29 protein-coding genes are annotated in these 25,525 nt (G+C 67.0%); 21 read left to right on the top strand and 8 right to left on the bottom strand.

The features are described 5' to 3' along the window. Nucleotides 1–92: 92 nt before the first annotated feature. Nucleotides 93–827, bottom strand: coding sequence for a hypothetical protein (locus tag AB0M65_RS29000; RefSeq protein WP_364034289.1), 735 nt, complete (start codon nt 825–827; stop codon nt 93–95). Nucleotides 828–1,125: 298 nt separating this feature from the next. Here AB0M65_RS29000 and AB0M65_RS28995 point away from each other — a divergent pair, with 298 nt between their 5' ends. From AB0M65_RS28995 to AB0M65_RS28945, 11 genes are all read left to right on the top strand, one after another. Beyond that, complete coding sequence (locus tag AB0M65_RS28995) at nt 1,126–1,617, top strand: CarD family transcriptional regulator (RefSeq protein WP_005165253.1); 492 nt, start codon at nt 1,126–1,128, stop codon at nt 1,615–1,617. A gap of 74 nt (nt 1,618–1,691) precedes the next feature. Then, entirely contained in the window at nt 1,692–2,327 is a 636-nt protein-coding gene (locus tag AB0M65_RS28990) for a 2-C-methyl-D-erythritol 4-phosphate cytidylyltransferase (RefSeq protein ID WP_364034285.1), read from the top strand. 94 nt (nt 2,328–2,421) lie between these two features. Further along, nucleotides 2,422–2,892: a 2-C-methyl-D-erythritol 2,4-cyclodiphosphate synthase gene (gene ispF / locus AB0M65_RS28985; protein ID WP_364034283.1), complete on the top strand. Its 471-nt coding sequence runs from the start codon at nt 2,422–2,424 to the stop codon at nt 2,890–2,892. Between the two features lie 28 nt (nt 2,893–2,920). After that, the gene (locus AB0M65_RS28980) at nt 2,921–3,316 is read left to right on the top strand and encodes a PPOX class F420-dependent oxidoreductase (RefSeq protein WP_364034280.1); all 396 of its coding nucleotides are present in this window, start codon (nt 2,921–2,923) and stop codon (nt 3,314–3,316) included. Between the two features lie 13 nt (nt 3,317–3,329). Further along, nucleotides 3,330–3,725, top strand: coding sequence for a PPOX class F420-dependent oxidoreductase (locus AB0M65_RS28975; RefSeq protein WP_364034277.1), 396 nt, complete (start codon nt 3,330–3,332; stop codon nt 3,723–3,725). A 103-nt stretch (nt 3,726–3,828) separates the two neighbouring features. Next, a complete protein-coding gene (locus AB0M65_RS28970; RefSeq protein WP_364034274.1) occupies nt 3,829–4,515 on the top strand; it encodes an HAD family hydrolase in 687 nt (228 codons plus the stop codon). A gap of 46 nt (nt 4,516–4,561) precedes the next feature. Then, a complete protein-coding gene (cysS, locus tag AB0M65_RS28965; protein WP_364034271.1) occupies nt 4,562–5,953 on the top strand; it encodes a cysteine--tRNA ligase in 1,392 nt (463 codons plus the stop codon). Nucleotides 5,954–5,988: 35 nt separating this feature from the next. Further along, nucleotides 5,989–6,945, top strand: coding sequence for a 23S rRNA (guanosine(2251)-2'-O)-methyltransferase RlmB (gene rlmB / locus AB0M65_RS28960; RefSeq protein WP_364034268.1), 957 nt, complete (start codon nt 5,989–5,991; stop codon nt 6,943–6,945). 86 nt (nt 6,946–7,031) lie between these two features. Further along, entirely contained in the window at nt 7,032–8,465 is a 1,434-nt protein-coding gene (locus AB0M65_RS28955) for an MBOAT family protein (RefSeq protein WP_364034265.1), read from the top strand. 9 nt (nt 8,466–8,474) lie between these two features. Further along, complete coding sequence (locus AB0M65_RS28950; RefSeq protein WP_364034262.1) at nt 8,475–8,819, top strand: hypothetical protein; 345 nt, start codon at nt 8,475–8,477, stop codon at nt 8,817–8,819. 8 nt (nt 8,820–8,827) lie between these two features. Then, on the top strand, nt 8,828–9,307 hold the full coding sequence (locus AB0M65_RS28945; RefSeq protein WP_364034259.1) for a hypothetical protein: 480 nt from the start codon (nt 8,828–8,830) through the stop codon (nt 9,305–9,307). A 57-nt stretch (nt 9,308–9,364) separates the two neighbouring features. Here the strand turns inward: AB0M65_RS28945 and AB0M65_RS28940 are convergent, their stop codons facing one another. Continuing rightward, nucleotides 9,365–10,228 carry an alpha/beta fold hydrolase gene (locus tag AB0M65_RS28940; protein ID WP_364034256.1) on the bottom strand — a complete coding sequence of 288 codons (864 nt, stop codon included), beginning with the start codon at nt 10,226–10,228 and terminating at the stop codon, nt 9,365–9,367. Nucleotides 10,229–10,398: 170 nt separating this feature from the next. After that, the gene (locus tag AB0M65_RS28935; RefSeq protein WP_364034253.1) at nt 10,399–11,094 is read right to left on the bottom strand and encodes an alpha/beta hydrolase; all 696 of its coding nucleotides are present in this window, start codon (nt 11,092–11,094) and stop codon (nt 10,399–10,401) included. A gap of 87 nt (nt 11,095–11,181) precedes the next feature. Between AB0M65_RS28935 and AB0M65_RS28930 the strand changes: the two genes are divergently transcribed. The 5 genes from AB0M65_RS28930 to AB0M65_RS28910 all read left to right on the top strand — a co-directional run bounded on the left by AB0M65_RS28930 (nt 11,182) and on the right by AB0M65_RS28910 (nt 14,967). Continuing rightward, complete coding sequence (locus tag AB0M65_RS28930; RefSeq protein WP_364034250.1) at nt 11,182–11,742, top strand: TetR/AcrR family transcriptional regulator; 561 nt, start codon at nt 11,182–11,184, stop codon at nt 11,740–11,742. After that, the gene (locus AB0M65_RS28925) at nt 11,739–12,332 is read left to right on the top strand and encodes a transglutaminase family protein (RefSeq protein ID WP_364034247.1); all 594 of its coding nucleotides are present in this window, start codon (nt 11,739–11,741) and stop codon (nt 12,330–12,332) included. The genes AB0M65_RS28930 and AB0M65_RS28925 overlap by 4 nt, the downstream gene beginning before the upstream one ends. A gap of 149 nt (nt 12,333–12,481) precedes the next feature. Further along, the gene (locus AB0M65_RS28920) at nt 12,482–13,528 is read left to right on the top strand and encodes a hypothetical protein (RefSeq protein ID WP_364034244.1); all 1,047 of its coding nucleotides are present in this window, start codon (nt 12,482–12,484) and stop codon (nt 13,526–13,528) included. Between the two features lie 41 nt (nt 13,529–13,569). Continuing rightward, complete coding sequence (locus tag AB0M65_RS28915; protein ID WP_364034241.1) at nt 13,570–14,208, top strand: hypothetical protein; 639 nt, start codon at nt 13,570–13,572, stop codon at nt 14,206–14,208. Nucleotides 14,209–14,274: 66 nt separating this feature from the next. Beyond that, on the top strand, nt 14,275–14,967 hold the full coding sequence (locus tag AB0M65_RS28910; RefSeq protein ID WP_364034238.1) for an HD domain-containing protein: 693 nt from the start codon (nt 14,275–14,277) through the stop codon (nt 14,965–14,967). Nucleotides 14,968–14,976: 9 nt separating this feature from the next. On the opposite strand, the gene AB0M65_RS28905 is transcribed toward AB0M65_RS28910, so the two are convergent. Together AB0M65_RS28905 and AB0M65_RS28900 are read right to left on the bottom strand one after the other, a co-directional pair. Further along, on the bottom strand, nt 14,977–15,627 hold the full coding sequence (locus tag AB0M65_RS28905) for a class II aldolase/adducin family protein (RefSeq protein WP_364034292.1): 651 nt from the start codon (nt 15,625–15,627) through the stop codon (nt 14,977–14,979). Nucleotides 15,628–15,706: 79 nt separating this feature from the next. Then, on the bottom strand, nt 15,707–16,672 hold the full coding sequence (locus tag AB0M65_RS28900; protein ID WP_364034235.1) for a hypothetical protein: 966 nt from the start codon (nt 16,670–16,672) through the stop codon (nt 15,707–15,709). A 123-nt stretch (nt 16,673–16,795) separates the two neighbouring features. Between AB0M65_RS28900 and AB0M65_RS28895 the strand changes: the two genes are divergently transcribed. From AB0M65_RS28895 to AB0M65_RS28885, 3 genes are all read left to right on the top strand, one after another. Beyond that, nucleotides 16,796–18,025 (top strand): DUF445 family protein, encoded by a 1,230-nt coding sequence (locus tag AB0M65_RS28895; protein ID WP_364034232.1) that lies wholly within the window; start codon nt 16,796–16,798, stop codon nt 18,023–18,025. Nucleotides 18,026–18,071: 46 nt separating this feature from the next. Next, on the top strand, nt 18,072–19,295 hold the full coding sequence (locus AB0M65_RS28890) for a DUF445 domain-containing protein (RefSeq protein WP_364034230.1): 1,224 nt from the start codon (nt 18,072–18,074) through the stop codon (nt 19,293–19,295). 238 nt (nt 19,296–19,533) lie between these two features. Then, entirely contained in the window at nt 19,534–20,847 is a 1,314-nt protein-coding gene (locus tag AB0M65_RS28885; protein WP_364034228.1) for a hypothetical protein, read from the top strand. On the opposite strand, the gene AB0M65_RS28880 is transcribed toward AB0M65_RS28885, so the two are convergent. The 3 genes from AB0M65_RS28880 to AB0M65_RS28870 form a co-directional block, all read right to left on the bottom strand. Continuing rightward, a complete protein-coding gene (locus tag AB0M65_RS28880; RefSeq protein WP_364034226.1) occupies nt 20,844–21,728 on the bottom strand; it encodes a metal ABC transporter permease in 885 nt (294 codons plus the stop codon). The genes AB0M65_RS28885 and AB0M65_RS28880 overlap by 4 nt on opposite strands. A gap of 94 nt (nt 21,729–21,822) precedes the next feature. Then, complete coding sequence (locus AB0M65_RS28875; protein WP_364034224.1) at nt 21,823–22,656, bottom strand: metal ABC transporter ATP-binding protein; 834 nt, start codon at nt 22,654–22,656, stop codon at nt 21,823–21,825. Beyond that, on the bottom strand, nt 22,656–23,588 hold the full coding sequence (locus AB0M65_RS28870; protein ID WP_364034222.1) for a zinc ABC transporter substrate-binding protein: 933 nt from the start codon (nt 23,586–23,588) through the stop codon (nt 22,656–22,658). Before AB0M65_RS28870 ends, AB0M65_RS28875 begins: the two co-directional genes overlap by 1 nt. A gap of 200 nt (nt 23,589–23,788) precedes the next feature. On the opposite strand from AB0M65_RS28870, the gene AB0M65_RS28865 reads away from it, so the two are divergent. Both AB0M65_RS28865 and AB0M65_RS28860 read left to right on the top strand, forming a co-directional pair. Continuing rightward, nucleotides 23,789–24,889 (top strand): LacI family DNA-binding transcriptional regulator, encoded by a 1,101-nt coding sequence (locus tag AB0M65_RS28865; RefSeq protein ID WP_364034220.1) that lies wholly within the window; start codon nt 23,789–23,791, stop codon nt 24,887–24,889. Between the two features lie 51 nt (nt 24,890–24,940). Then, complete coding sequence (locus tag AB0M65_RS28860) at nt 24,941–25,432, top strand: carbonic anhydrase (RefSeq protein ID WP_364034218.1); 492 nt, start codon at nt 24,941–24,943, stop codon at nt 25,430–25,432. Nucleotides 25,433–25,525: the final 93 nt, after the last annotated feature.

Genomic DNA, 25,525 nt, shown 5'->3' with positions numbered 1-25,525 from the left:
TGCCGCTGAGGTTCCTGTCAAGTACATGAAGGCCTCCTTCCTTGCGCTAGGCGCAAGGAAGGGGGCCTTCATGTAGTAGTACTGCTGGAGACTCAGTGGCCGCCGGCCTTGGCTTCCTTCTCGGGAGCAGGCTCACGGCTGCCCGGATGCGACGGCGCCGCGACCGGCAGGTCGAGGGTGACCGAACCGGAGTTCTTGAAGACGAAGGTGACCTTGATCGTCTGACCCGGCCACAGCGGCTGCTTCAGGTCCTGCAGGACGATCGTGGCCTTGCCCACCTGGTCCGGCGAAGCGGACGACTCCGGACCCACGGACGGCGTGACCGTCCCGGCGACGCTGGACGACGGGGCACCGGAAGAAGACGGGGCACCCGAGGACGACGGAGCACTCGAGGACGACGGAGCACCCGAAGAAGCGGGCGCCGACGAAGGCGCGCTCGTCGGGGCGACCTCCTTGGTCGACTCGGCCGCGTCGGAGTCACCGACCACGAGCGCGTGGGTCGCGACGACGATCTTGGAGCCGGAGATCTTGGCTTCCTTGGCGGCGTCGGTGGAGACCGAGACGAGCTCGTCGTCCTGCTTGCCCTGGTTCACGATGGTCAGCGACAGCGGCACGGCGGAACCGGCGGTGTACGCCTGGCCCTCGGCCGGGAACTGGAGCGCGACGTTCCGCAGCACCAGGTCCTTCGCCTGTGCGTACGTCCCGTTGACCGCGGGCTGCTGCGAGTCGGTCTGGGTGATCTGACCAGCACCGCAGCCGGCGAGCACGAGCGCGGCGCCGAGCGCCAGCACGCCTGCGCCGGACACGCGACGATTCTGCAGCCTCACGATCGGAGTCCTTCCCTGTCACGGCCTCTTCACCGCGAAGACTAGCCGGGCGGCTTCGCGACCGGAGAACCCGGTGCGTGTTGCCACCCCACCAATGCGGTGACGTGCCCAAGATCAACCGTCCACAAAGGATTTCCAAACCGTTCGCTTCTCACCTGCATGAGCATGGGCGAATTGGGTTTGTCAACCCCCGGGCGGACCACCGTCAGGCCGCTGACCTGCGACGACGATCGCAGGCCGCTAGGTGGGCCTCGTCGGCACGTGCTAAGATGAATTCAGCGAAAGGGGCAGAGGACACATGGTTTTCAAGGTCGGAGAGACCGTCGTCTACCCGCACCACGGTGCCGCACTCATCGAAGCCATCGAAACCCGCGTGATCAAGGGCGAGGAGAAGAAGTACCTCGTCCTCAAAGTCGCGCAAGGGGATCTTACGGTTCGCGTGCCCGCTGACAACGCCGAGATCGTCGGCGTTCGTGATGTCGTCGGGCAAGAAGGACTGGACAAGGTTTTCGACGTTCTGCGTGCTCCGCACACCGAAGAGCCCACTAACTGGTCTCGTCGGTACAAGGCCAACCTCGAGAAGCTCGCCTCCGGCGATGTGAACAAGGTGGCCGAAGTGGTGCGCGACCTCTGGCGACGTGAGAAGGACCGCGGACTTTCAGCCGGTGAGAAGCGCATGCTGGCGAAGGCGCGGCAAATTCTGGTCAGCGAGCTGGCGCTCGCGGAGGGCACCGACGAGGACAAGGCTGAAGTCCTCCTCGACGAAGTTCTGGAAACCGCGGCAGTCTGAACCAGCGGGTGTCCCACGCCAGGTGAGGCTGCGCGGGATTCCTCTACGATCGCGCACATATGAGCACTGTCCATATGAGCACAATCGTGTTCGTCACTGCCGTTCATCACCATGCCTCCGACGCGGAGCTCGCTCTCGCGCCGGTCAATGGTGAAGCTCTACTCACGCACACCGTGCGGGGGCTGCTCGCTCTGCCGGATCTCGATCTGGTGGTCGTGGTGGCCCCCGAGCGGTGTGCTCAGTTGTTTTCGGCCGCGCTGATCGACTTCCCGGAGCGTTGCCGGATAGTACCCGGCCCCTCGGTCAAGCACGCTTTCGACACCGTCGAAAAAGAGATCGCCGGAAATCCCGTTCTCCTCGTGCACGACGCATTGCGCGCCTTCACCCCGGCGGACACAATCCGTACCGTCGCGGACACGGTCCGTGCGGGTTCGCCTTTCGTGGTCCCGGTACTGCCGATGGCGGACACCGTGAAGGTGACTGACGTGGCGAAAGTGATCACAGGGACCGAAGACCGCGCGCACCTGCGTACGGCGCAGACCCCGCTCGGCTTCACTCGTGAGACTTTTCTCTCGTATGTCGACAAGCCGTCTTTTGACGGCGCGCACACCGTCGCCGGACATCCCGACGCGATGCGCGTCACCAACTCGTTCGAACTGAAACTGGCCGAGGCGATCGCTCGTGCCGGGAAAGGGGAACGGGCCTTGTGATCCACTCGGGCCGCTCCACCGAACTCGGGCCGAAGAGCCTCCTGGCGACGCGATCGCGGCCGCGCGCAAACCCGCGAAGAGAAGAGGAAACCCTGTGAGGATCGGGAACGGCGTCGACGTCCACCCCATCGAAGCCGGCCGCGAATGCTGGATCGCCGGTCTCCTCTGGCCCGGTGTCGACGGCTGCGCGGGGCATTCCGACGGCGACGTCGCCGCCCACGCGCTGTGCGACGCGCTGCTGTCCGCGGCCGGGCTCGGCGATCTCGGGGCGGTGTTCGGCACCGGCGATCCGCGATGGGCCGGCAAACACGGCGTCGAGTTCCTCGCCGAGGCGCGGCGTCTGGTCGAGGCGGACGGCTGGACCGTGGGGAACGCGACCGTCCAGATCGTCGGCAACGCGCCGCGGGTCGGGAAGCGCCGCGACGAGGCGCAGAAGGTGCTGAGCGAGGCCGTCGGAGGGCCGGTCAGCGTCTCCGGGACGACCACCGACGGACTCGGCCTGACCGGCCGCGGCGAGGGCATCGCCGCGTTCGCGACCGCGCTTCTCCTGCCGTCGCAGGAATAGGCGGCGCCGAAGGCCGGTTCGGCCAGTCATGGCAGTCACACTTCCCGAACCGGTCCGCGAACTGGTGGACGGCAAGAACTTCGCGACCGTGGCCACGCTGGACGCCGACGGCGGCCCGCAGACCTCGGTCATCTGGGTGGGCCTCGACGACGGCGATCTGATCTTCAGCGCCACCGAAGACCGGCTGAAGGTCCGGAACCTCCGCCGCGACGCCCGTGCGAGCGTGTCGATCACCGACGCGGAGAACCCGTACCGGCACACGCAACTGCGCGGCACGGTCACGATCACCCCCGATCCGGGAAAGACGTTGCCGAAGACGCTGAGCCACAAGTACCTCGGCCAGGACCCGCCCGCGGAGGGCCCGGAGGTCGAGCGGGTGATCGTCCGGCTGCACGTGGACAGGATCGCCGGGAACGTTCGTTGATTAGGCTCTCGCCATGGGTGTGACTTTCAACGATGAGACCAAGAAGCTTCTCGACGGCAACAACTTCCCGGTCCTCGCGACCATCAACGCCGACGGCTCCGCGCAGACGTCCGTGCTGTGGGCGAAGCGGGACGGCGACACGGTGATCTTCGCGACCGTCCGCGGCCGTCTCAAGGAGCGGAACATGGCCAGGGACCCGCGGGTGTCCGTCTCGGTCTTCGACACGGAGAACCCGTACGACTACGTCGAGATCCGCGGGACCGTGGAGATGACCGACGAGGGCGGCCGCGAGCTGATTAACGAGCTTTCGCACAAGTACCTCGGCAAGGACTACCCGGAGGAGCCCCCGGAGGTCGTCCGGGTCCTGGTGCGGATCACGCCCACCAAGATCACCGGCAACGCGGCCTGACGTGTCAGGAAAGGGTCTTTCAGGACAGAATGTGTCCTGAAAGACCCTTTCCTGACACACGGGAAGAGGCCGGAGTCCCACGATCGTGGCTAATGTGGGGGTCGTGACCTATCGCGCTGTGTTGTTCGACTTCTCCGGCACGGTTTTCCGGCTCGAGCAGGATGAGACCTGGCTCGCCGACCTCACCGATCACGACGGGGAAAACCTCGACCTCGAGGCCCAGACCGAGCTGATGCGCCGGATGACGGCGCCGGTCGGCCAGGTCGTCGACCTCGACGAGGAGCACCTGCACGCCTGGCACAACCGCGACCGCGACCCGGCACTGCACCGCAAGGTGTACCTCGAGGTCCTCAAGCAGTCCGGCGTCCCACACGCCGACCAGGCCGTCGCGCTCTACACCCGGCTGATCGATCCCACCCAGTGGACGCCGTACCCGGACACCGAGGCCGTCCTCAAGGGCGTCGCGGGCAAGGGCGTCCGGATCGGGGTGCTGAGCAACATCGCCTTCGACATCCGGCCCGCCTTCAGCCGACGGGGCTGGGACGCCTTCGTCGACGAGTTCATCCTGTCCTTCGAGGTCGGGGCCGTGAAGCCGGAGCCGGAAATCTTCCGGCACGCCGTCGAGCAGCTCGACGTCGACCCGGCGGAAACGCTCATGATCGGCGACAGCGACGAGGCCGACGGCGCCGCGCGCGAGATCGGCTGCGCGTTCGCGCTGGTAGAGCCGCTGCCGACGACCGAGCGGCCGGACGCTCTCCTCAGCGCCCTGCGTGCCCATAACGTGCTGTAACGCGGTCACTGCGACGCCGCTCACGCGGACCCCGTACCCTTTTAGGGTGGCACTACACCTCTATGACACCGCGACCCGGAGCGTGCGGGAATTCCACCCCGCCCGTAGCGGAACGGCGTCCATGTACGTGTGTGGTGCCACCGTGCAGGGCGTTCCCCATATCGGCCACGTCCGCGGTGCGCTGAACTACGACGTCCTGCGCCGCTGGCTCGTCCACAGTGGACACGACGTGCTGATGGTCCGCAACGTCACCGACATCGACGACAAGATCCTCACCAAGGCCGCCGAAGCGGATCGTCCCTGGTGGGAGTGGGCGGCCACGCACGAGCGCGCCTTCGAATCGGCGTACGAGTCGCTGGGCTGCCTGCCGCCGTCGATCGCCCCTCGGGCGACAGGGCACGTCACGCAGATGATCGAACTGATGCAGCGGCTGATCGACGGCGGGAACGCGTACGCCTCGGGCGGCGACGTGTACTTCTCGGTCAAGGCGTTCGACGGCTACGGCGAGCTGTCCGGACAGAAGCTCGACGAGGTCCAGCAGGGCGAGAGCCTCGGCGAGGGCAAACGCGACCCGCGCGACTTCACGCTGTGGAAGGCCGCGAAGCCGGGCGAGCCGTCATGGCCGACGCCGTGGGGTGAAGGCCGTCCCGGCTGGCACCTCGAATGCTCGGCGATGGCGACGGCGTACCTCGGCCCGGAGTTCGACATCCACGGCGGCGGCGTCGACCTGGTCTTCCCGCACCACGAAAACGAGCGCGCGCAGTCCACCGCCGCCGGCGACGGATTCGCGCGGTACTGGCTGCACAACGCGTGGGTGACCATGTCCGGCGAGAAGATGTCGAAGTCGCTGGGCAACACCGTGTCGATCCCGCAGATGCTGCGGGACTACCGGGCGCCCGAACTGCGGTACTACCTGGTCCAGCCGCATTACCGGTCGACGATCGAGTACTCCGACGGAGCACTCGGTGAAGCCGCGCAGGGCTACCGGAGGATCGAGCAGTTCCTGCGGCGTACTGCCGGCATCGTCGGCGCCGTCCACCTCGGCGAGGTCCCGAAGGACTTCGCCACCGCGCTCGACGACGACCTGGCCACCCCGCAGGCGTTCGCAGTGCTGCACAACACGGTCCGCGACGGTAACGCCGCCCTCGACGAGGCCGACAATTCCAAGGCACTCGCATTCGCCGCCTCCGTGCGCGCGATGACCGACGTGCTCGGCCTCGACCCGCTCTCCGCGCGCTGGTCCGAGGCGGGCGGCAACGAAACGCCCACCCGGCAGGCGCTGTCCGAACTCGTGGAAGGGCTGCTCACCGAACGTCAGCAGGCCCGCGCCGAGAAGGACTTCGCCCGTGCGGACGCCGCGCGTGACCGCCTCCAACAGGCGGGCATCGTGGTGGAAGACACCCCGAACGGTCCACAGTGGACCGTCAAGGAAGTCTGACACTTACTCGGTTTCTAGCTCAAGGATTCTCACTGATGGCAGGCAACTCCCGGCGCCAGGGCGCTATTCGCAAGCCCGGCACGAAGAAGGGTCAGGTCGTCGGTTCCGGCGGCCAGCGCCGGAAGGGCCTGGAAGGCAAGGGCCCGACCCCCAGGGCCGAAGACCGGCCTGGGCACAAGGCGTACCGCGTCGCCAACGCGCGTGACCGCAAGGAACAGGCCCGGCAGAAGAAGGCCGACAAGCCGGAACTGATCGCCGGGCGCAACCCGGTGGTCGAAGCGCTGCGCGCCGACGTGCCGGCCACCGCGCTGTACGTCGCGGTGAACATCGAGATCGACGACCGCGTCAACGAGGCCGTCCGGCTCGCCGGCGACAAGGGCATCTCGATACTGGAGATCCCGCGCGAGGAACTCGACCGCAAGACCAACCGGGCCATGCACCAGGGCCTCGGCCTGCAGGTCCCGCCGTTCGAGTACGCGCACCCCGGCGACCTGATGACCGCGGCGAAGGACTCCGGCAACACGCCGCTGTTCGTCGCGCTCGACGGCGTCACCGACCCGCGTAACCTCGGCGCGGTGATCCGCTCGGCCGCCGCGTTCGGCGCACACGGCGTCCTCCTGCCGGAGCGGCGCAGCGCGGGGATGACCGCGGTGGCGTGGCGGACGTCGGCCGGCACCGCCGCCAAACTGCCCATCGCCGTCGCGACCAACCTCACGCGTCAGCTGAAGGCGTGGAAGGAAGACGGCATGATGGTCGTCGGCCTCGACGCGGACGGCTCGGTCGACATCGACGCACTGAACGTCGCGGCGGACCCGCTGGTCATCGTGCTCGGCTCGGAGGGCCGCGGGCTTTCCCGGCTGGTCAAGGAGACCTGCGACGCGACCGTGTCGATCCCGATGGCGGCCGGTGTCGAATCGCTCAACGCGTCGGTGGCGGCCGGTGTGCTGCTGGCCGAGGTGGCACGCCGCCGCCGTGTCGCGGGACGTGTCTGACCCCGCACTTCGTCGACACGGCGCGGGGTCCTCAGGCTAAGGTCACCAGCGGATAACGCGTAACCGCCCTGGGGGACCCCGCACCGATGTCGTTCATTTCGCCGCTGTTCCTGTGGTACTTCATGCCGGCGGTACTGCTCGCCGTGCTGGTGTGCCCGCGCAGCTGGCGGAACGGCATCGTCGCGGTCGGCAGCCTGATCTTCTACGCCACCGGCGCCGGGCCGTACACGCTGGTGCTGATCGGCTGCATGGTGGTCAACTTCCTGGCCGGACCCGCGCTGGAGCCGAACGCGTGGGACATGCAGAACACGCGGCGCAAGCGGATCCTGCTCGGCGTCATCGGGCTCAACGTCGGCATGCTGCTGATCTGGAAGTACGCGGGCTTCGCGACGCAGCAGATCGCGGCCGTGACGCATTGGTTCGGCGGCGGCTTCCCGGTGGCCGACCTGGTCATCCCGATCGGCATCTCGTTCTACACGTTCCACCACATCTCGTACGTGGTCGACATCTACCGCGGGGAACGCCGCGCACTGCGTAACCCGGTGTCGTTCGCCGCGTACATCGCGATGTTCCCGCAGCTGGTCGCCGGGCCGATCGTGCGGTACCGGGAGATCGCCGACCAGCTGCCGCAGAAGCGGTCGCACCGGCTCGACGACATCGCCGCCGGTTTCCCGCGCTTCGCGCTGGGGCTGTGCAAGAAGACGATCATCGCGGACTCGCTCAGCCCGATGGTGGACGCCTGCTTCAACACCCCGCCGGATCAAATGACGTTCGCGATCGCCTGGCTCGGCGCGATCGGCTACACCCTTCAGCTGTTCTTCGACTTCTCCGGCTACTCCGACATGGCGATCGGGCTTGGCCGCATGCTCGGCTTCCGGCTACCCGAGAACTTCGCGCGGCCGTACTCGTCGGTGACCATCACCGAGTTCTGGCGGCGCTGGCACATGTCGCTGTCGCGCTGGTTCCGCGACTACGTCTACATCCCACTGGGCGGCAACCGCACCGGCGCCGGGCATACGTACCGGAACCTGTGCATCGTGTTCGTGCTGACCGGGTTCTGGCACGGCGCGCAGTGGACGTTCCTGATCTGGGGCATCTACCACGGCGCCCTGCTGATCGTGGAACGTGCTTTCGGCTACGACGTCAACCCGAAGTCGCAGGCCGCCCGCGTCGGCCGCCGCGCGCTGACGCTCCTGCTCGTGATCTTCGGCTGGGTGTTCTTCCGTGCCAAGGATCTGTCGCACGCGCTCGGCATGATCGGGCACATGCTGCTGCCGGACTTCACCGGCCTCAGCGACGTCGTCGAAGGCGCCGTGACGAACCAGCGGCTGATCATCCTGCTGTGTGCGCTGGTGATCGTGTTCCTGCCGTCGCATCCGGTGACCGGGCCGCTGCTGGAGTCGTCGCGGAGCCGCCCGGCGAACGCGCTGCGGATCGGCGTGATGACCGTGGGGCTGATCTACGCGGCCATCCTGATCGCGACCGGAACGTTCAGCCCGTTCCTCTACTACCAGTTCTAGGAGGACAGGTTGACCGATCTGGCCACTCAGCCGGGCGTGATCCCCTACGTCGACAACCACGACGGTCCGCGCCGCCTGCTCACCATCGACATCTCGCTCCACCACCACGCGAAGGTCTTCGCGCCTCTCGCGAGTATCGACGGAAGGCAATACGTGGTCTCGTGGGGCTCCGTCACCTTCGAGATCCCGGCCGACCGGAACGTACATGTCAGCGTGTATCTGCAGACCAACTACTCGGGTAATTCGTCGGTGGCGACGCCCTTCGCGTCGATCGTCCTGGCCCCGTATCCGGGACCGGTCCGGCTGGCGACTCAGTTCACCAACGCCGAAGGCACACTTCTCCCCGTCGGCTAGCTTGACTCATGACCGATGACTGGCAACGGGATCGCGTTGGCTCGGCGCTGCGCGGCGATAACCCGACGGTGCTTCGACGACTGGACGCGGGATTCGCGGTGATCGGCGACACCCAGTTCCTGCCGGGCTACTGCGTCCTGCTGACCGATACCCCCGATGTCGGCAGGCTGACCGACCTGCCGAAGACGCGGCGGCTGGAGTTCCTGGCAGACATGGAGGTGCTCGCCGAAGCGGTCGAGAAAGTCTGTGCACGACGATACCCCGGCTTCCGTCGCGTCAACCTGGAGATCCTCGGTAACACGGACCCATTCCTGCACGCGCACATCTGGCCACGCTACGACTGGGAGCCGGCGAACCTCGTCGGACGGCCGGTCTGGCTCTACCCGGCGGATCGCTGGCGTATCGCGGAACATGCCTTGAGCGCTCGGCACGACTCACTGCGTGAGGCGCTGGAACAGGAGATCATCAGCCTTCGGGCCCCGGCCTGAGGTAGCCCCGAACGCCCCCGTCGCCGAACCGGCGGCGGGGGCGCTCAAGGCACTGGCTCAGCCGAGACCGGTCAGCAAGTCGGCGAAGACCCGTGGCCTGCTGAAGTAGCCGACGTGCGACGAGGCCAGGGTGTGCACCTCGAACGGGTTGTGCGGAGTCAGCTCGTCGGCCTTGCGAATCATGTAGTCCTGGACCGCCGGGGTGATACTGCGATCCGAGGCGAGCCGGACGTAGGTGTGCGGGACACGCCCCCAGCCGTCGGCCTGGACCAACGCCCCCGGTTCGAGGACCGCGTAGGTCTCGTCCGGATCCAGGGAGTCCAGCAACAGCCGGAACTGGTGGTCGGTGGAGTCGGCCATGATGGCGGCCTTCAACTCGGCGAACAACGCCGGGTCGCCGTGGGCGCCACGCCAGTTCAGCCGGGCCACCCCGGGTTCATCCACGTCCGGCACGGTGATCCGCGCCGCCAGTGCGTCCAGCAGGTTGTCGTCGACCACATCCCACGGCTCGGTGAGCATGGCCGGGTCGCTGAGGCAGAGGGCGGAAAGGTAGACGACCCGGTCGAGCAGTTCCGGCGCGGCGTTGGCGACGGCGCTGATCGTCAGCCCTCCGAGACTGTTCCCGACCAGGACGACCGGTCCCCCCTCGGCAAGCCGCCGCAGGGTGCCGATCACGTGCTTCACGTTGTCCCGCAACGTGACTCCGCGCAGCGGGGACGGAGCGGCAGCCAGTGCCGCGAGGTCCTGGGGTTGCCGGTAGTAGGCGGCCGGGCTGTCCGCGTGGTCGCCGTGGCCGGGTAGGTCGACGGCGTGCGAACGGTAACCGAGCAGCGCCAGTTCGTTCTGCAACGGGCCCCAGGCCCGTGCGTTACTGGAGCCGCCGTGAACGAAGACGAAAATGGGGCGCGAGAGTACGCGCATGGTGAAGATCCTTGTCATCCTTTGGCGAACGGTGGACGTGGACCTTGACGTCGGCGAGAGCCGCCGGCACCAGGGTCAGCGCGTCGACCGGGCGCGAAAGGCCTGCCAGTTCTGGATGACGGAACACATGGTGATCACTTTAGCGAGGTACACCGCCGGACGCCTCTGATTTACCGGATGCCCGCGTGGGAAGCCGGCAGACCGCGGGCCGCGTCGAGCACCAGCCGGGAGAATTCCTTGCCGTGCACCATCGGCAGGTAGTGCCCGGCCTTCGGCACGGTGATGAGCCGCCCGTCGGCGCAAGCGTCGAGGAAGCGGTGTTCGTGGCGGCGGAAGTGGTCGCGTGAGCCGTTGATCAGCCACGTCGGGCCGGGGTAGGTACCGAGTTCCGCGAGCACGTCGAAGCCGGCGAAGGCCTCGGCGACGTCCGGGATCACCTCGGTCGCGACGCCACCGTCGATCACGGCTCTGGCGAGCTTGGGCGGCAGCACACTCTCGAACTGCCACCGGCTGAGCCGTTCTCCGTGATCAGGCAGCCGCATGAGGAGGCGATGCGCGAGGCGGAACGGCGCCTCCAGTGTCCGGCCGGGGAGGTAGGTCGAGTCCGCGACGAGCAGCCCGGCGACGCGCTCCGGATACCGGGCGGCCGCGGCGATGGCGACGTAGCCGCCGAGCGAGTGCCCGACGACCAGAGCGGGCTCCTCGATGCCCTCGACGACGGCGTCCACCGCGTCGTCCATGGTGAATCGTTCGCCCCGGCGGCTGCCGTGTCCCGGCAGGTCGACCGCTCTCGCGGTAGGGCTCGTGTGCTCGGACCACGCGGCACCGCTGAGCCGGATGCCGTGGACGAAGACGACGGGGACCATGGATTACCTCCTGAATGCAACGCACCGTTGCGTTGTAAAGTACCCGCGCTTTCAGCGCAACGCAACGGTGCGTTGTATTGTTGCCTGGTGAGCACGCAGAACGGTCCCCGCAAGGCCGAGGCGATCTTCGCCGCCACCCTCGAACTACTGGCCGAGCACGGCTACGAGAAGCTCGCCATCGAAGCCGTCGCCTCCCGGTCCGGCGTCAACAAGACGACGCTGTACCGGTGGTGGCCGTCGAAGGACGCACTCCTGGCCGCGGCACTGCGTAATTCGGGACTGTTCACTCTCGACGTCCCGGACACCGGCAGCCTGCGTGGCGATCTTCTTGCTGTGGCAACGCAGATTTTCCGGTTGCTGACCTCCGCGCATACGGCGCCGATCGTCACCGCGACACTCACCGCCGGCCCCCGCCGCCCGGAACTCGGTGAGGTGTCACGGGGTTTCTTCGCCGACCGGTTGGCTCGCGAAGAGCCGATCTTCGACCGCGCCGCCGCCAGGGGTGAACTACGGCCTGGCGCCGATCCGGTCGTGGTGATGGATTTGCTCGCGGGAGCGATCTGGTTCCGGCTACTGCTACGCGGCGGCGAAGCCGGTCCGAAATTCCTCGAAGAAGTGGTGGACACCGTCCTGAACGGAACGCGTTGAAGATCGAATCCGAGCGTCTCGACGACTATCTCGTCGCCGACGCGGTCATCGATCTCGATCATCCGCTGATCCGCGAAACGGCTGACAGTCTGTCACCGACCGGCGGCACCGAAGTCGACGTGATTCGTTCGATGTTTCACTTCGTGCGCGACGAGATCGCCCATACGGTGGATGCCGCCGATTCCAGGGTCACCCTTCTGGCGTCCGACGTCCTTCGGGAGCGAGTCGGTCTCTGCTATGCGAAGGCGCACCTGCTGGCCGCTTTGCTTCGCCGCCAAGGCATTCCGGCAGGCTTCTGCTACCAGCGGATCGGCGTGCTGCACGGCCTCAACGCCGTGTACCTCAGTGGTCCGGACCGGTGGATCCGGCTCGATCCGAGGGGCAACAAGAATGGTGCGGACGCGCACTTTCCTTTCATACAGCAGAGTCCACTGGAAGAGGAGCGGCTCGCGTGGACGCTGGACCCCGCGCGGGGCGAGATCGACTTCCCGACGGTGTACACCGCACCGTCTTCGGCCGTCGTCGAAACCCTGTCGTCGGCGAAACCCGGTCCCGCCTGGTACGAAGGGATCCTGCCGCACGCTCCGTGAGCGGTTTTTTCGTAACGAGGCGAAACTCCGGAAGCGAAACCAGTATTGCCGAGCGTCACGTCGGCTGTTGGTATCTTTCCCCCGAATTTCTTATTTCGACATTGTCACGATGCGCGTAGAGTAACTCCCCGCACTCGAACAGATACGCAATGCGTTCGTCCGTTCGTGTGTCGATCAAGGAGGTGACCCCCGTGCCCGCGGAAGCCGACCGGCTCCGCCGTACCCCACTGCAAGAGATCTTCTGGACCAGGACAAGTCTTCTGCTCACCGTACTGGTCGTCGTCGCGGGCCTCAGCCTGTGGATCTCCAGCATGATGGATCCCGGCGCCGGTAAAACGCTGCTCACTTCACTGGGCACCGGCACCCTGATCTCCGCGGTGGTCGGCTTCGGCCAGACCTTGATCACCGCCACCGCGTCACAGCGCGCGATGGTGACCCCGGTGATCGAGGAAAGCCGTAAGGCGCTGGAAGCACTCAGCGCCGAATACCGTTCGCTCAACAAGGAATTCTTCCCCACCCACGTCTTCGAGGCGACGAGCGATCCGGATCCGAAGTTCAACCGGATCATGACCGAAGACCTCGACGTGACCCGGCACTACTTCTTTCGCGGGTTCTCCGGCAGGCATGCCGCGGCCCGGTTACTGTTGTCCCGCACCGAAAGGGAGCTTCGCGTGGTCATCGCCGACCCACGCGACGCGGGCGCCATCAGCGGCCGGGCGCGTTACCTCCTGCGCAGCGAAGAAGCGAGCATGGACTACGAGACGATCCAGACGCGGCTCAACGACGAGATCAGCATCGGCCTGGTCGGGCTGTTCCTGGCCCGCAGCCGATGCTCGCTGGTGGACATCACCGTCGTCGCCGACCCGCCACTGGACCGGCTCGAAGTGTTCGACGAGAGCGTCTGGGTGACCTTGTACAGCGACATCCGCGGGGCGACCACGCTGTATCCGCGAACCCTGCGGTTCAGCGAAGGTTCCTTCCTGTACAACAAGGAACGCTCCGAGTTCCTGCGCGTGTCCCAATCCCGTTCCGGACGGCACTTCCGCATCTCCACCACGACGACCCGGGCGGATTTCCTCGCCCTGTACGAAAAGATCACCGGCTCTCCCCTATCCGAAGAGAACTTCCTTGAGCTGGAAGGGAAATTCCACTCCTTCCGGAAGGAGTTCACCACACTCGCCGAGTTGAACCCCTGACTTCCCGGCGTAGCGGAGTACTAGAAATTGAGGAGCTGAAGTTGCTCACTCGCTTGTCCCCTCTCACCCGGCTGTCCGCGTTGCTCAGTACGACGGATCTGCCGCTGGCGCAGCATTGGCAAATCGTCGACGAGATCTTCCGGGACTGGACGTCGAGAGCCGAGCTGCGGACGGATCTTCGGCGGCATATCGATTCGCTGAGCCCGGACGAGGCGAGCGCGGTACTCGGACGATCCCGCGAGACCACCACCCATTTCGCCTGGTGCCTGCTCGACTCACCGACGGACCCGTTTTCGGTCTGGCTCCACGAGTACAAGGCACCGGAGGACTGGCGTGAGGGGTACGCCGATTCCGTGCACAACCACAGATACCACTTCTGCACCACTCTTCTCCGTGGCAACTATGTCCACGAGCGTTACTCGACCCTGCGCGACCCGGTTTCCGGATTGATCACATCAGTTCGGTTACGACGTAGCACACTGTGTCAGGCGGGATCGGTAGGCGTCATGTACGCGGACGAGTTCCATCGGATTCCTGAAGCCACCGAAGGGACTATGACGTTTTTGGTGAAATCACGCCCAGTGAGCGAGTCCAGTCTTTCCTATGACCCGAAGACGGGAATCGGGCATCGTCACGTTCCGGTAGAGGTCCGATTGGGGGACCTGGCGCAGCGCATCTAACTACACACCGCCGTCGAAGGCGCATACCCTTACTCCACCCGTCTGCAAGCGGGATAGGAGAGGTGTATGCGCGCGCTAAAGACGACAATTACTTCCCAGACCATCGACGCCGTCGAGCATCGCGTCCGGCAGCTCTGCTGGCGGTATGCGGAAAAGCTGCAGTTCCACGGCTGGCACCACGTGAGTTTCGTCCGAGCCAAGGCCGCGGGGTTCGCCGAACACAACGGCGCTGATCGCACCGTCGTCGAGGTGGCGGCTCTGGTGCACGACGTCAACTACATCGTGCTCCGGAACTCCCCGGCGGCCGCCGGACGAGACCTCCGGATGGGCCTCCTGCGGGAATGCGGTGTCGAAGACGCTGTGGCCCGGTGGATCGACGAGATCATCGACGAGGCCGAGATGGCCACCCGCGGCCGGCATATCTCGCTGGAGGCGCAGGCCTTGAGCGACGCCGACACGCTGTTCAAGGCGCTGCCGGTGACGCCGGTCGTGCTCGCCCACCGGTATCTGCGGGAGAACGGGCTGAGCCTGCGCGAACTGGCGCACAAGATCGTCGGCGAGCAACGCGATGTCCACGACAGCGGCTACTACTTCTACAACCCGAAGGCCGCGGAGACCTACTCGCGGTGGGCGCTGGCGAACCTTCAGCTGTGGCAGTGCATCAAGGAGGCCGTCGACGATCCCAACGTCGTCGAACTCCTCGACGCGGTCCACGCCGTGGACGAGATGGACTTCGACGCGGAGCCCGCTGCTTCCTGACAGGGTTTTCTAACGCTGCCCGTAGCCGCGGAGCTTTTCCACGACGTGCTCGATCTCGGCGGGCGGGAGCAGGTTCGGCGCTCCCGCCGCCCGCGCTGTCAGCCAGACCTGGCAAACCCATTCGAGCTGTTGTGCCCGGCTGTACGCCGAGCCGAGGCTGTCGCCGAAGGTGACCGTGCCGTGGTTGGCCAGCAGGCAGCCTCGGCGGCTCTCCAAGGCCTTGAGCATGGCTTTGGCGAGCTCTTCGGTGCCGTACGTCGCGTAAGACGCGACGCGGGCCGTCGGGCCGATCGCGGCGAGCATGTAGTGGATCGGCGGGACCTCGGTGACGAGGGTGGAGACGGCCGTGGCGTGCACGGAATGCGTGTGCACGACCGCGGAGATCGTCTTGCCGTCCGGATCCGCGGCGTTCCGGTACACGGCGAGGTGCATCGGGAGTTCGCTGGTCGGTTTGAGCGAGCCCTCGACGATCTCGCCGTCCAGCCGGACCACCGGCACGTCGTCCGGCCGGAGCCCGGCGTAGTCGACTCCGGTCGGAGTGACCGCGACCAGGTCGCCCTGCCGCGCCGAGACGTTGCCGGAGGTGCCGACCACCAAACCGTCGGTGGTCATCCGGCGGGCGTATTCGCAGACCGCCGCGCGTTCTTCGGCCAGGAGCATCGGCGTCACAACCTCCACAGTCCACGGGCCGCGGCCGGCGAGGCCTGGGATATGGCGCGGCGCTCCTCGCCGCGAGTGGTCAGGAAGGGCGGGGGCCGTTGGTCTTGTCGGAAGCCGGCTTCGGAGCAGCTCCAGCCGCCTTGGGAGCATCGGCGGGGGACTCGGGGGCGGGAGCCAGCAGCTTGATGGCTTCCTGGACGGCGACGTCGGTGGCGGAAAGCCGTTCGGCGACCTTCGAGCGCAGCTCCAGCGCGAGCTTCCGGGCCTGCTGAGCCTCGGCTCGCTGCGTCTTCGCGTCGGTGAGGGCCTCCGCGACCTGCTCCTGCTTCGCGGCGATCTCCTCCGCCGAAGACTTCTCCGACTTCGCGATCTTCTCCGCCGAGATCCGCTCGGCTTCGGACCGCTTCCGCGCCGACACGCGGTCGGCTTCCCCGATCTTGTCCGCGGACGCCTTCTCCGCCTCGGCGCGGCGGGCCGCCGAAGCCTCCTCGGCCTTCTTGTCCGCGGCGGCGCGGGTCCGGACGCTTTCCATGTCCAGTTCCTTGCGCTTCTGCGCTGCCTCGGCGTTCAGCCGCTCGATCTCGGCTTTGGCGTCCGCGAGCAGCTTCTCGCGCTCGGCCTGCGCGTCCTTGGCCGCCTTTTCGCTCGCGCGCTGGGTCTCGTGGGCGTACTTGTCGGCTTCGGCACGCGTCGAGGTGGCATCGGCTTTCGCGGCCGCCTTGAGGTCGGCGATCTCCTCTTCGGCGAGCTGCATCATCATGCGGACGCGCTCGGCCATCGCGCCGGCGCCGGACGGGCTCGAGCTCATCCGCACGAGCGCGGCCTTGGTCTCGTCCAGTTCCTTCTGGGCGTGGCCGAGTGCCTTGGTGAGCTCACCGGCGGTCGCCACGGCCTCGTCGCGGTTGCGCGAGGCCTGCTTGAGTTCGGTCGACAGTTCGGCGAGCCGCTCGTCGACCTGACGCTTGTCGTAGCCGCGGACGGCGCCCGCGAACTGGGACGATTTCACTGAGGGCGCCTGAGGCGCCGCCTTCTCAGGAGCGACCATGGCGGACACCTTAATGAGCGGGGGCCCGTCAGGTAGTACCGCCAAACGGCTGCACTCGGCGTGCGACCGGCCGATCACATGGCATCCTGCATTGTTGACAGGTCGTAAGCAGGGGAGGCCCGGTTGACCGTCTCGGCGATCCTCGACGACATCGGGGAGCACTGGCACGTCTACGCCACGATGCCCTTCATCGCCGCGCTGATCGGCTACCTCACCAAACGCGTCGCCATCGAGATGATGTTCCGGCCACTCGAGTTCGTCGGGATCAAACCGTTCCTCGGCTGGCAGGGGGTCATCCCGGCCAACTCCCGCCGGATGGCGACCACGGCCGTCGACCTGCTGACCAAGAACCTCGTCGACCCGCAGGAGATCTTCTCCCGGCTCGACCCCGACGAGGTGGTCAAGGAACTGGAAGAGCCACTCCTCAAGGCCGTCGAGGACGTCACCCGCGAGGTGATGGAGCAGTACCAGCCCAGGCTGTGGGAGCTGCTGCCGACCCGGGCGCAGCGGATGCTGGTCGACCAGATCCGGGCGCAGGCGCCGAAGGTCGTCACGCGGCTGATGCGTGAGGTGTCGACGAACATCGACGAGGTCCTCGACGTCAACGCGATGCTGATCAACGCGATGGTCCGGGACAAATCGCTGACCTGCCGCCTGATCAAGGAGGTCGCGACCCCGGAACTCCGCTTCATCGCCCGGTCCGGGATCTACTTCGGTTTCGTCATCGGCCTGGTCCAGTTCGTCGCGTGGGCGCTGACGAAACAGCCGTTGATCATGCCGATCTTCGGTTTCGTCACGGGGTTCGTCACGGACTGGCTGGCGCTGAAGATGATCTTCTACCCACGTGAGCCCCGCCGGTTCCTGTTCTTCAGCTGGCAGGGCATGTTCCAGAAGCGCCGCCAGGCGGTCGCCCGCGACTACGGTGCGCTGATCGCGGACGAGGTCCTCACCGTGCGGAACGTGATGGAGGCCGTGCTCACCGGGCCGAAGTCGGACAAGCTGTTCGCGATGATCACCCGCGAGGTGCAGCGGACCATCGACGCGCAGGCCAGTATCGCGAAACCGTTGGTGGCGCTGACCGTCGGCGGCAAGCAGTACCAGGAGATGAAGAAGGCCGCGGCCGAGAAGACGATCGCGTATCTCCCCGAAACGGTGAAACACGTGGAGAGTTACGCCACTGACGCGCTCGACGTCCGCAACACGATCGTCGTGAAGATGCAGCAGCTGACCCCGCTCGAGTTCGAGGGGATCCTGCGACCCGCCTTCCAGCAGGACGAATGGAAGCTGATCGCGGTCGGCGCGGTGATCGGCGGGCTCGTGGGTGAACTTCAGGTCCTGCTGCTTCTCCATTGAGGGCAGCGGCTAGGTTCCCTCTAGCAAGACGCGGGAGGGGCCTCAAGTGGACGCCGTCATCGCCGATCTCGGCGAGCACTGGCCGGTGTACGTCACCATGCCGTTCATCGCGGCGCTGATCGGCTACGTCACCAAACGCGTCGCCATCGAGATGATGTTCAAGCCGCTGGAGTTCGTCGGGATCAAACCGTTTCTCGGCTGGCAGGGCGTGGTGCCCAAACACGGCGGGCGGATGGCCGCCGTCGCGACCGAGCTGCTGACGTCGAACCTGTTGGACGTCAAAGAGGTCTTCCGCCGGATCGACCCGGCGATCATCACGCGCGAGATCGAGCAGCCGTTGCTGCGCGCTGTCGACGAGGTCGCCCGTGAAGTGCTCGAAAAGCACCATCCCCGGCTCTGGGAGGTCATGCCGACGATGGCGCAGGAGCTGCTGATCAAGCAGGTCCAGGCGTCGACGCCGCGGCTGGTGCGGGAATTCGTGGAAGCGATGACCGAGAACCTCGACGAGGTGCTCGACTTCCAGCATATGACCGTGCAGCGGCTCACCAGGGACAAGAAACTGCTGGTCCGGCTGATCCGCGAGACGTCGCGGCCGGAGATGGCGTTCATCGCGCGGACGGGGATCTACTTCGGCTTCGGGCTCGGCGTCGTGCAGGCGTTCGTGTGGGCGCTGACGAAGGAACCGTGGGTGCTGCCGATCTTCGGCGGCGTCATCGGGCTGTGCACCGACTGGCTGGCGATCAAGCTGATCTTCGTGCCGCGCGAGCCGGTGCGGGTCGGCCGGGTGATCCTGCAGGGCAAGTTCCAGCGGCGACGGGCCGAGGTGGCGCGGCAGTACGGCGAGATGATCGCGAGCGAGATCCTGACCGTGCCGAACCTGCTCGACGCCGTACTGCGCGGGCCGCGGTCGGACCGGCTGTACGCGCTGGTCGAACGGCTGGTGGCGCAGGCCGTCGACGAACAGGCGAGCGTCGCGAAACCGATGGTGGCGATGGCCGTCGGCGGGGCGCGGCTGCGGGAGATCAAACAGGCGGCCGCGCGGAAGGCGCTGGAGCACCTGCCGCCGACGATCCGCTACGCCGAGGGCTACCTGACCGAGGCGATGGACGTCGCGAAGATCGTCGAGCGGCGGATGCTCGGGCTGACGCCGCTGGAATTCGAGGGCCTGCTGCGCCCGGCGTTCCGGCAGGACGAGTGGAAACTCATCGCGGTCGGCGGGGCCATCGGCTTCCTGGTCGGGGAACTGCAGGTCCTCCTCATGCTCCACTGACCTGCGTTTAGCGGGCTAAACGCGCTCCGGGGAAGGCACTCGCCTTTAGCGGGCTAATCGCGCTCCCGGGGCACTCGCCTTTAGCGGGCTAAACGCGCTCCCGGGGGGCACTCGCCTTTAGCGGGCTAAACGCGCTCCGGGAGCAGGGCGGGGCGGGGCAAGGGGGCGTGACCAGGCACTTGTCGCGAAGTGAGGCGTTCTCACCTGCGGGAGACACGGGGGTGATTACGGTGGAGGGGTGGCGTCCGAACCCCAGCAACTGCCAGCCGTTCACGAGGCGTGGCTTCCGCGTGAGCACGCGCTGCACCGTCCCCGCCACGGCGGCAGGCAGCGGACGGCGCTGATCAGCGCACTGCTGTTCTTCACCACCCCGGCCCTGCTGTGGGTGTTCGGCGTGCGGCCGGGCGAGATCGAGAACCACAAGCTCGCGGGCTTCCCGGGGGCCGACCGGGGCTGGGGTTTCTTCACCGATATGCCCACCTGGGCCATCGACCAGCTGTCGTTCCGGCCGGGCGCGATCGCCGCCGCCGACGCGATCAGCCGCGGCCTCTTCGGCGAGGACGCGCCGCTCGACCAAGCCCCGCCGCAACAGCAAGCGGGCCCGATCCCGGCCCCGCCGGTTCCCGCGCCGCCCAAGACCGCGCCCACTCAGGGCCCGACGCCGAACGCCGCGTCCGGCTACCGCCGGGTCGTCCAGGGGCGCGACGGCTGGCTGTACTACGGCTACGACGCCGACGCGAAATGCGATCCGTCGCGACCGCTGCCCGACACCATCGCCAAGATCAACGAGCTGCGGCGTGCGGTCGAGCAGTCCGGCAGGCGGTTCGAGCTCGTCGTCGCGCCGGACAAGTCGACGATGGTCCCGCAGTTCCTGCCCGACACCTACCCCGGCAAGGACTGCTCCCGGTCGGCCGAGGCAGGCACCTGGCACCGGATGATCAAGGACGCCCGCGCGATCGACCTGCGACCCGAACTGCGTGCGTCCGAGGGCCGGGTGCAGCGGCCGATCTACCCGCCGAACGACACCCACTGGGCCGACGAGGGTGCGCTGGTGATGACGCGCGCCATCGCGAACGCGATCAAACCGGGTGTCACGCAGACCTGGGTGAGCGTGCCCATGGGTCAGTATGACGCGACCGCCGACCTGCCGCCGCTGATCAACAAACAAGGCACGAAGACGAACACGCTGTACAGCCTCCGCCCGGACGGCCTCGTCGATCGCGCGGGCGAGCCGAACGGCGACATCGACAGGCCGGTCTACCGCACCGCGAGCCCGCTGATCGGAACCGTCGACGAGAAGATCCTGATCTACGGCGACTCGTTCACGAAGGCGTCCTCGCGGTACCTCTCGGGTGCGTTCACGAACCTGACGATGCTGGCGCACTTCACCCAGAAGACGTCACAGGCCGAGGCCGTCGACGCTTTCGTGAACGCGAACGTCGTGGTCCTCGAAGCCGTGGAGCGGAGTGTGGCCGGCGGCCAGCTCGCCTTCATCGACGAAGGTTTCCTCAGCGCGGTCAAGAAGGCGCTCGCCGAGCATCCGATCCGCTAGCCCGGGACGGCGGCGGGCCGCGGCGTCGTCGGTTCGACGCGGACCCGCGAGCCGCGTCCGCGCAGCCAGGCGATGAGACGGCACACCAGGTAGATCACGAACGAGATCGTCGTGACGAACGCGCTCACCGGCTTCCCTGGCGCGAGCGAAAGGATGATCCCGCCGAGCGCGGCGATCTCCGCGAACACGATCGACAGCACGGTCGCCTTCCACGGGCTGGCGGTGACCCGCGCGGCCGCCGCGGCCGGGGTCACCATCAGCGAGACCACCAGCAGCGCCCCGACGATCTGCACGCCCAGCGCGCTCGAAATCCCGACCAAGACCGCGAAGATCAGCGAAAGCAGCCGGACCGGGACGCCGCGTGCCGTCGCGACCGCGGGGTCGACCGTGGCGAACAGCAGCGGCCGGTAGATCACCGCGAGTACCACCAAGACGACGACCGAGGCGCCGACGAGCAGGTTCAGGTTGGTCGAGTCGATGGTGATGATCTGCCCGACGAGGATGCCGAACTTGTTGGCGCTGCGGCCTTCGTAGAACGACAGCAGCAGCACGCCCATACCGAGCCCGAAGGCGAGGATCACGCCGATCACGGAGTCGCGTTCGGACTCGCGGCCACCGAGGATCCCGATCAGCAGGGCCGCGATCACCGCGCCCGCGAGACCACCCAGTTCGACGCCGACGCCGAGCAGCAGCGCACCCGCGGCGCCGGTGAAGGCCAGTTCGGCGGTGCCGTGCACGGCGAACGACATCCGCCGCATGACCACCAGCGGGCCGAGCACCCCGGCGACCAGGCCGAGGACGGCCGCCGCGAGCAGTGCGGTCTGTACGAAGTCGAGACCGAGAAGTTCGCCGGTCAGGGCGAAATCGAACATCTTGTCCACAGTGCTTATCCGAGAACCCGCGACCGCGATCGCGTCGCCAGGGCGCGAGTTCGCGCCATCCGTCGTGCTGACACTTCGTCTGCTGCCACTTCCGTTACGAAGCCTGTTCGTCGATGTGGTGGGGTTCGTCCTCGCACAACGCGCTCTGCGCTCCGGCGACATGGATCTGGCCGCCGACCTTGAGCACCTCGATCCGCGTGCCGTACAGCTCGGACAGCGTCTCGGAGTTCATCACCTCGTCCGGCTTACCGATCCGGAACTGGCCGTTCACCAGGTAGAGCACCCTGTCCACATAAGACAGGATCGGGTTGATCTCGTGGGTGACGAACAGGACGGCGGTATTCGCCGAACGCCGTCGCTCGTCGATCAGCTCGGATACGGCGCGCTGGTGGGCGAGGTCGAGCGACAGCAGCGGCTCGTCGCACAGCAGCACGTCGGGGTCGCCGACCAGCGACTGGGCGACCCGCAGCCGCTGCTGCTCACCACCGGAAAGCCGTCCGACCGGCCGCTTCGCGTACGCCTGGGCGCCGACGGAGCCGATCGCGCGCGACACCAGCTGATGTCGTTTCGAGATCCCGAAGAGCCCGGTCCCCCACCGATGCCCGTCCAGGCCGAGGCCGACCAGGTCCACCCCGCGCATAGTCAGGCCCTCGTCGAGGGCGCGCTGCTGCGGGATGTAACCGATCCGCCGGTTCTGCCCGCCGGGGCGCCGTCCCGCGATCTCGACCGTGCCTTCGGGCAGGCCCTGCTGGCCGAGCAGCACCTTGAGCAGGCTGCTCTTCCCGGAGCCGTTCGGCCCGAGGATCGCCAGGAACTCGCCGGGCTCGACGTCGAGGTCGAGCCCGGACCACAAAGTGCGGTTTCCGAACGCGAGGCTCGCGCCTCGGACACGGACCGCGGGACGCGCTTCGGCAGGTACGGAGGTCACTACTTCAGTGCTCCCGCCAGCGCGTCCACATCCTTGGTCATCCATGCAATGTAGTCGGTCACACCCGCGGGAAGCGTTTCGGTGACGTCGACGACCGCGATCCCGGCGCTCTTGGCGTCGCCGAGGACCTGCTGGGTGACCGGGGTGGTGGTCTGCGCGTTGTTGACCAGGACCTTGACCTGCTTACCGGAGATCAGCTGCTTGACCTCGTTGAGCGCGGCGACGGGTACGTCCTGCTCCGCCTCGACGGCTGCGGCGAAGGCATGCGGAGTCGCATCGGTGAGCTTCGCGCTTTCGAGCAGGTAGTGCGCGACGGGTTCGGTCGAGATGACCTTGGCGCCCGAAGTGCCCAGCCCGCTGACCTTCTTCAGCAGTTCCTGGGTCTTGCCCTTGAACGCGGTCGCGTTGGCGGTGAAGGCGTCCTTCGACGCGGGCTGGATCTCGCCGAGCTTCGCGGCGACCTGGTCGGCGATCTTCTCGACGCCGGACAGGCTGTACCAGACGTGCTCGTTCTCGTTGCCGGTCGCGGCGATGTCGACGGCGACCAGTTTCTGCGCGCCGGTGGCCTGGTCGGCGAGCTTCGCGAAGAACTCGTCGTAGCCGCCGCCGTTGGACAGCGTCAGCTTCGCGTTCTTCGCGGCGATGGCGTCGCTCGCGGTGGTCTCGTAGGAGTGCGGGTCGGCCGAGGGGTCGTGGATGATCGACGTGACCTCGACTTTGTCGCCGCCGACGGCGGTCACGACGCTGCCCCAAACGTCGGTGGAGGCGACGACCTTGATCTTCTCGCCACCACCCGGGTTCGCGGCGGACGCGTTCTGGGTGCCGGCGCCGGTGGACGCCTTGTCGCTGGACGCGCAGGCTGTCGCGCCGACGGCGAGGACGGCCAAGGCCGAAACGGCCGCGAAAACACTCTTGGTACGGCGGGAATTCATTTACAACACTCCTGCGGGCGCCCGGGCCGACTGTTCCAGAGACCGGGTAATGGAAACCGTTGTCAGATTCAACTGTACCCCATACGGCTGACACACCCCTATCGATCGGTATGAGCTGTACCCAGGGTCACTCTGAATCGAGACCTGCCACACGTCGGGTGATGCTTCTGCAAAACGTTCTGAACCGTTACGGTTTGCGGATGGGCCGTCCTATCCGCACCAGGAGGCAGGCGACACTGGCGTCGTTGGCCGCAGAGCTCGGTGTGTCGAGGACCACCGTCTCCAACGCCTACAACCGACCTGACCAGCTGTCGCCTGAGTTGCGCCGCCGTGTCCTCGAGACAGCGCGCCGCCTCGGCTACCCGGGCCCCGACCCGGTGGCCCGTTCGCTGCGGACGCGCAAGGCAGGCGCTGTCGGTCTTTTACTCACCGAGAACCTCTCCTACGCCTTCCGTGATCCCGCCGCCGTCGGCGTACTCGAAGGGCTGGCGCTGGCCTGCGAAGACGCGGGCGTCGGCCTGCACCTGGTCCCGGCGAGCCCCGGCAACGAGGACGTCGCGGCCGTGCACCGCGCCGGCGTCGACGGATTCGTCGTTTATTCGGTGCCCGACGACGACCCCCACCTCGGCGCCGTGCTGGAGCGCCCGGTGCCGACGGTGATCGTCGATCAGCCGCGGGTGGACGGCGTCGACCGGGTCGGCCCGGACGACGCTGCCGCGGTCACCGCCATGGCGCAGCACCTCATCTCGCTGGGCCACCGGCAGATCGGCGTGCTGTGCATGCGGCTCGCCCGCGAGCGCAACGACGACTTCGTCTCCATCCAGCGGCAGAGCGCCGCGCATTTCCACGTGCAGCGGATCCGACTGGAGGCGCTGGCCGCCGCGTTCTCCGCGGCCGGTGTCGACTGGGCGACGGTGCCGGTGGTCGAACGCTTCGACCACACCGTGGACGACGGCGCTTCGGCCGCACGGCAGCTGCTCGACGCGTATCCGCAGGTCACCGCCGTGATCTGCACTTCGGACATCCTCGCGCTCGGCGCACTCGCCGAAGCCGAACGCCGTGGGCTGCGGGTGCCGCAGGATCTGACGGTCACCGGCTTCGACGGCATCACCGAGGCCGAGCGCTCCGGGCTCACCACGGTTCACCAGCCGGTACTCGAGAAGGGCAAGGCTGCGGGCAAACTGCTGCTGAGCTCCGCCGACCGGGTCGGGCCGAAGGTGATCACCCTGGCCACCGAACTGCGTGTCGGCCGCACGTCGGCACCGCCTCGAACGGTCGAAGAACGCTGGTTCGGGCCGTGATGTAGCCCGTAAAGCGTTGCTCTCACCGAGCGTGTCCGCTCAAATGGACATGTGACCTCCATTGACGTACTTCTCAAGCGAAACCAGGAGCTGGGCGACGTCACTCCTGGTGACCGCTCGTCCCCGAGGCCATCACTCCAGGTGGCGATTCTGACCTGCATGGATGCCCGTATCCGTGTGTTCGAGATCTTCGGCTTGCTCCAGGGCGAGTCCCATGTCCTGCGCAACGCCGGCGGTGTCGTCACCGACGACATGATCCGCTCGCTCGCACTGAGCCAGCGGAAACTGGGCACGCGCGAGGTGCTGATCGTCCAGCACACCGAATGCGGTCTCTCCATGGTGACCGAAGACGACTTCAAGGACGAACTCGAAGAGGCCACCGGCCTGCGCCCGACCTGGGCGGTCGAGGCGTTCCGCGAGGTCGAGGACAGTGTGCGCCGGTCAGTGCGGCGTGTGCGGCGCAGCGACTTCCTTCCGCATACGGACAGCGTGCGCGGGTTCGTCTACGACGTCAAGGCGGGGCGGCTGAGCGAGGTCGCTTGAGTCTTTCGGAAGTACCTGAAGGCCCCCTTCCTTGCGCTAGGCGCAAGGAAGGGGGCCTTCAGGTACTTGGACGAGCCGCCTCTTAATCTGGCC

The organism is Amycolatopsis sp. NPDC051071 (assembly GCF_040682875.1).
GTDB lineage: Bacteria > Actinomycetota > Actinomycetes > Mycobacteriales > Pseudonocardiaceae > Amycolatopsis.
The sequence above is the reverse complement of the archived record's forward strand: the minus strand, read 5'-3'. Positions and strand labels throughout refer to the sequence as shown.

What these genes read in the sequence shown, in the direction of transcription:
- AB0M65_RS28905 (WP_364034292.1), bottom strand. Translation starts at nt 15,627, where the DNA reads ATGCTCCTGGCCGAAGAACGCGCGGCGGTCTGCGAATACGCCCGCCGG.
- AB0M65_RS28940 (WP_364034256.1), bottom strand. Translation starts at nt 10,228, where the DNA reads ATGCGCGTACTCTCGCGCCCCATTTTCGTCTTCGTTCACGGCGGCTCC.
- AB0M65_RS28870 (WP_364034222.1), bottom strand. Translation starts at nt 23,588, where the DNA reads ATGAATTCCCGCCGTACCAAGAGTGTTTTCGCGGCCGTTTCGGCCTTG.
- AB0M65_RS28910 (WP_364034238.1), top strand. Translation starts at nt 14,275, where the DNA reads ATGCGCGCGCTAAAGACGACAATTACTTCCCAGACCATCGACGCCGTC.
- AB0M65_RS28920 (WP_364034244.1), top strand. Translation starts at nt 12,482, where the DNA reads ATGCGTTCGTCCGTTCGTGTGTCGATCAAGGAGGTGACCCCCGTGCCC.
- AB0M65_RS28975 (WP_364034277.1), top strand. Translation starts at nt 3,330, where the DNA reads ATGGGTGTGACTTTCAACGATGAGACCAAGAAGCTTCTCGACGGCAAC.
- AB0M65_RS28980 (WP_364034280.1), top strand. Translation starts at nt 2,921, where the DNA reads ATGGCAGTCACACTTCCCGAACCGGTCCGCGAACTGGTGGACGGCAAG.
- AB0M65_RS28900 (WP_364034235.1), bottom strand. Translation starts at nt 16,672, where the DNA reads ATGGTCGCTCCTGAGAAGGCGGCGCCTCAGGCGCCCTCAGTGAAATCG.
- AB0M65_RS28945 (WP_364034259.1), top strand. Translation starts at nt 8,828, where the DNA reads ATGACCGATGACTGGCAACGGGATCGCGTTGGCTCGGCGCTGCGCGGC.
- AB0M65_RS28865 (WP_364034220.1), top strand. Translation starts at nt 23,789, where the DNA reads ATGGGCCGTCCTATCCGCACCAGGAGGCAGGCGACACTGGCGTCGTTG.
- AB0M65_RS28990 (WP_364034285.1), top strand. Translation starts at nt 1,692, where the DNA reads ATGAGCACAATCGTGTTCGTCACTGCCGTTCATCACCATGCCTCCGAC.
- AB0M65_RS28935 (WP_364034253.1), bottom strand. Translation starts at nt 11,094, where the DNA reads ATGGTCCCCGTCGTCTTCGTCCACGGCATCCGGCTCAGCGGTGCCGCG.
- AB0M65_RS28995 (WP_005165253.1), top strand. Translation starts at nt 1,126, where the DNA reads ATGGTTTTCAAGGTCGGAGAGACCGTCGTCTACCCGCACCACGGTGCC.
- rlmB (WP_364034268.1), top strand. Translation starts at nt 5,989, where the DNA reads ATGGCAGGCAACTCCCGGCGCCAGGGCGCTATTCGCAAGCCCGGCACG.
- AB0M65_RS28955 (WP_364034265.1), top strand. Translation starts at nt 7,032, where the DNA reads ATGTCGTTCATTTCGCCGCTGTTCCTGTGGTACTTCATGCCGGCGGTA.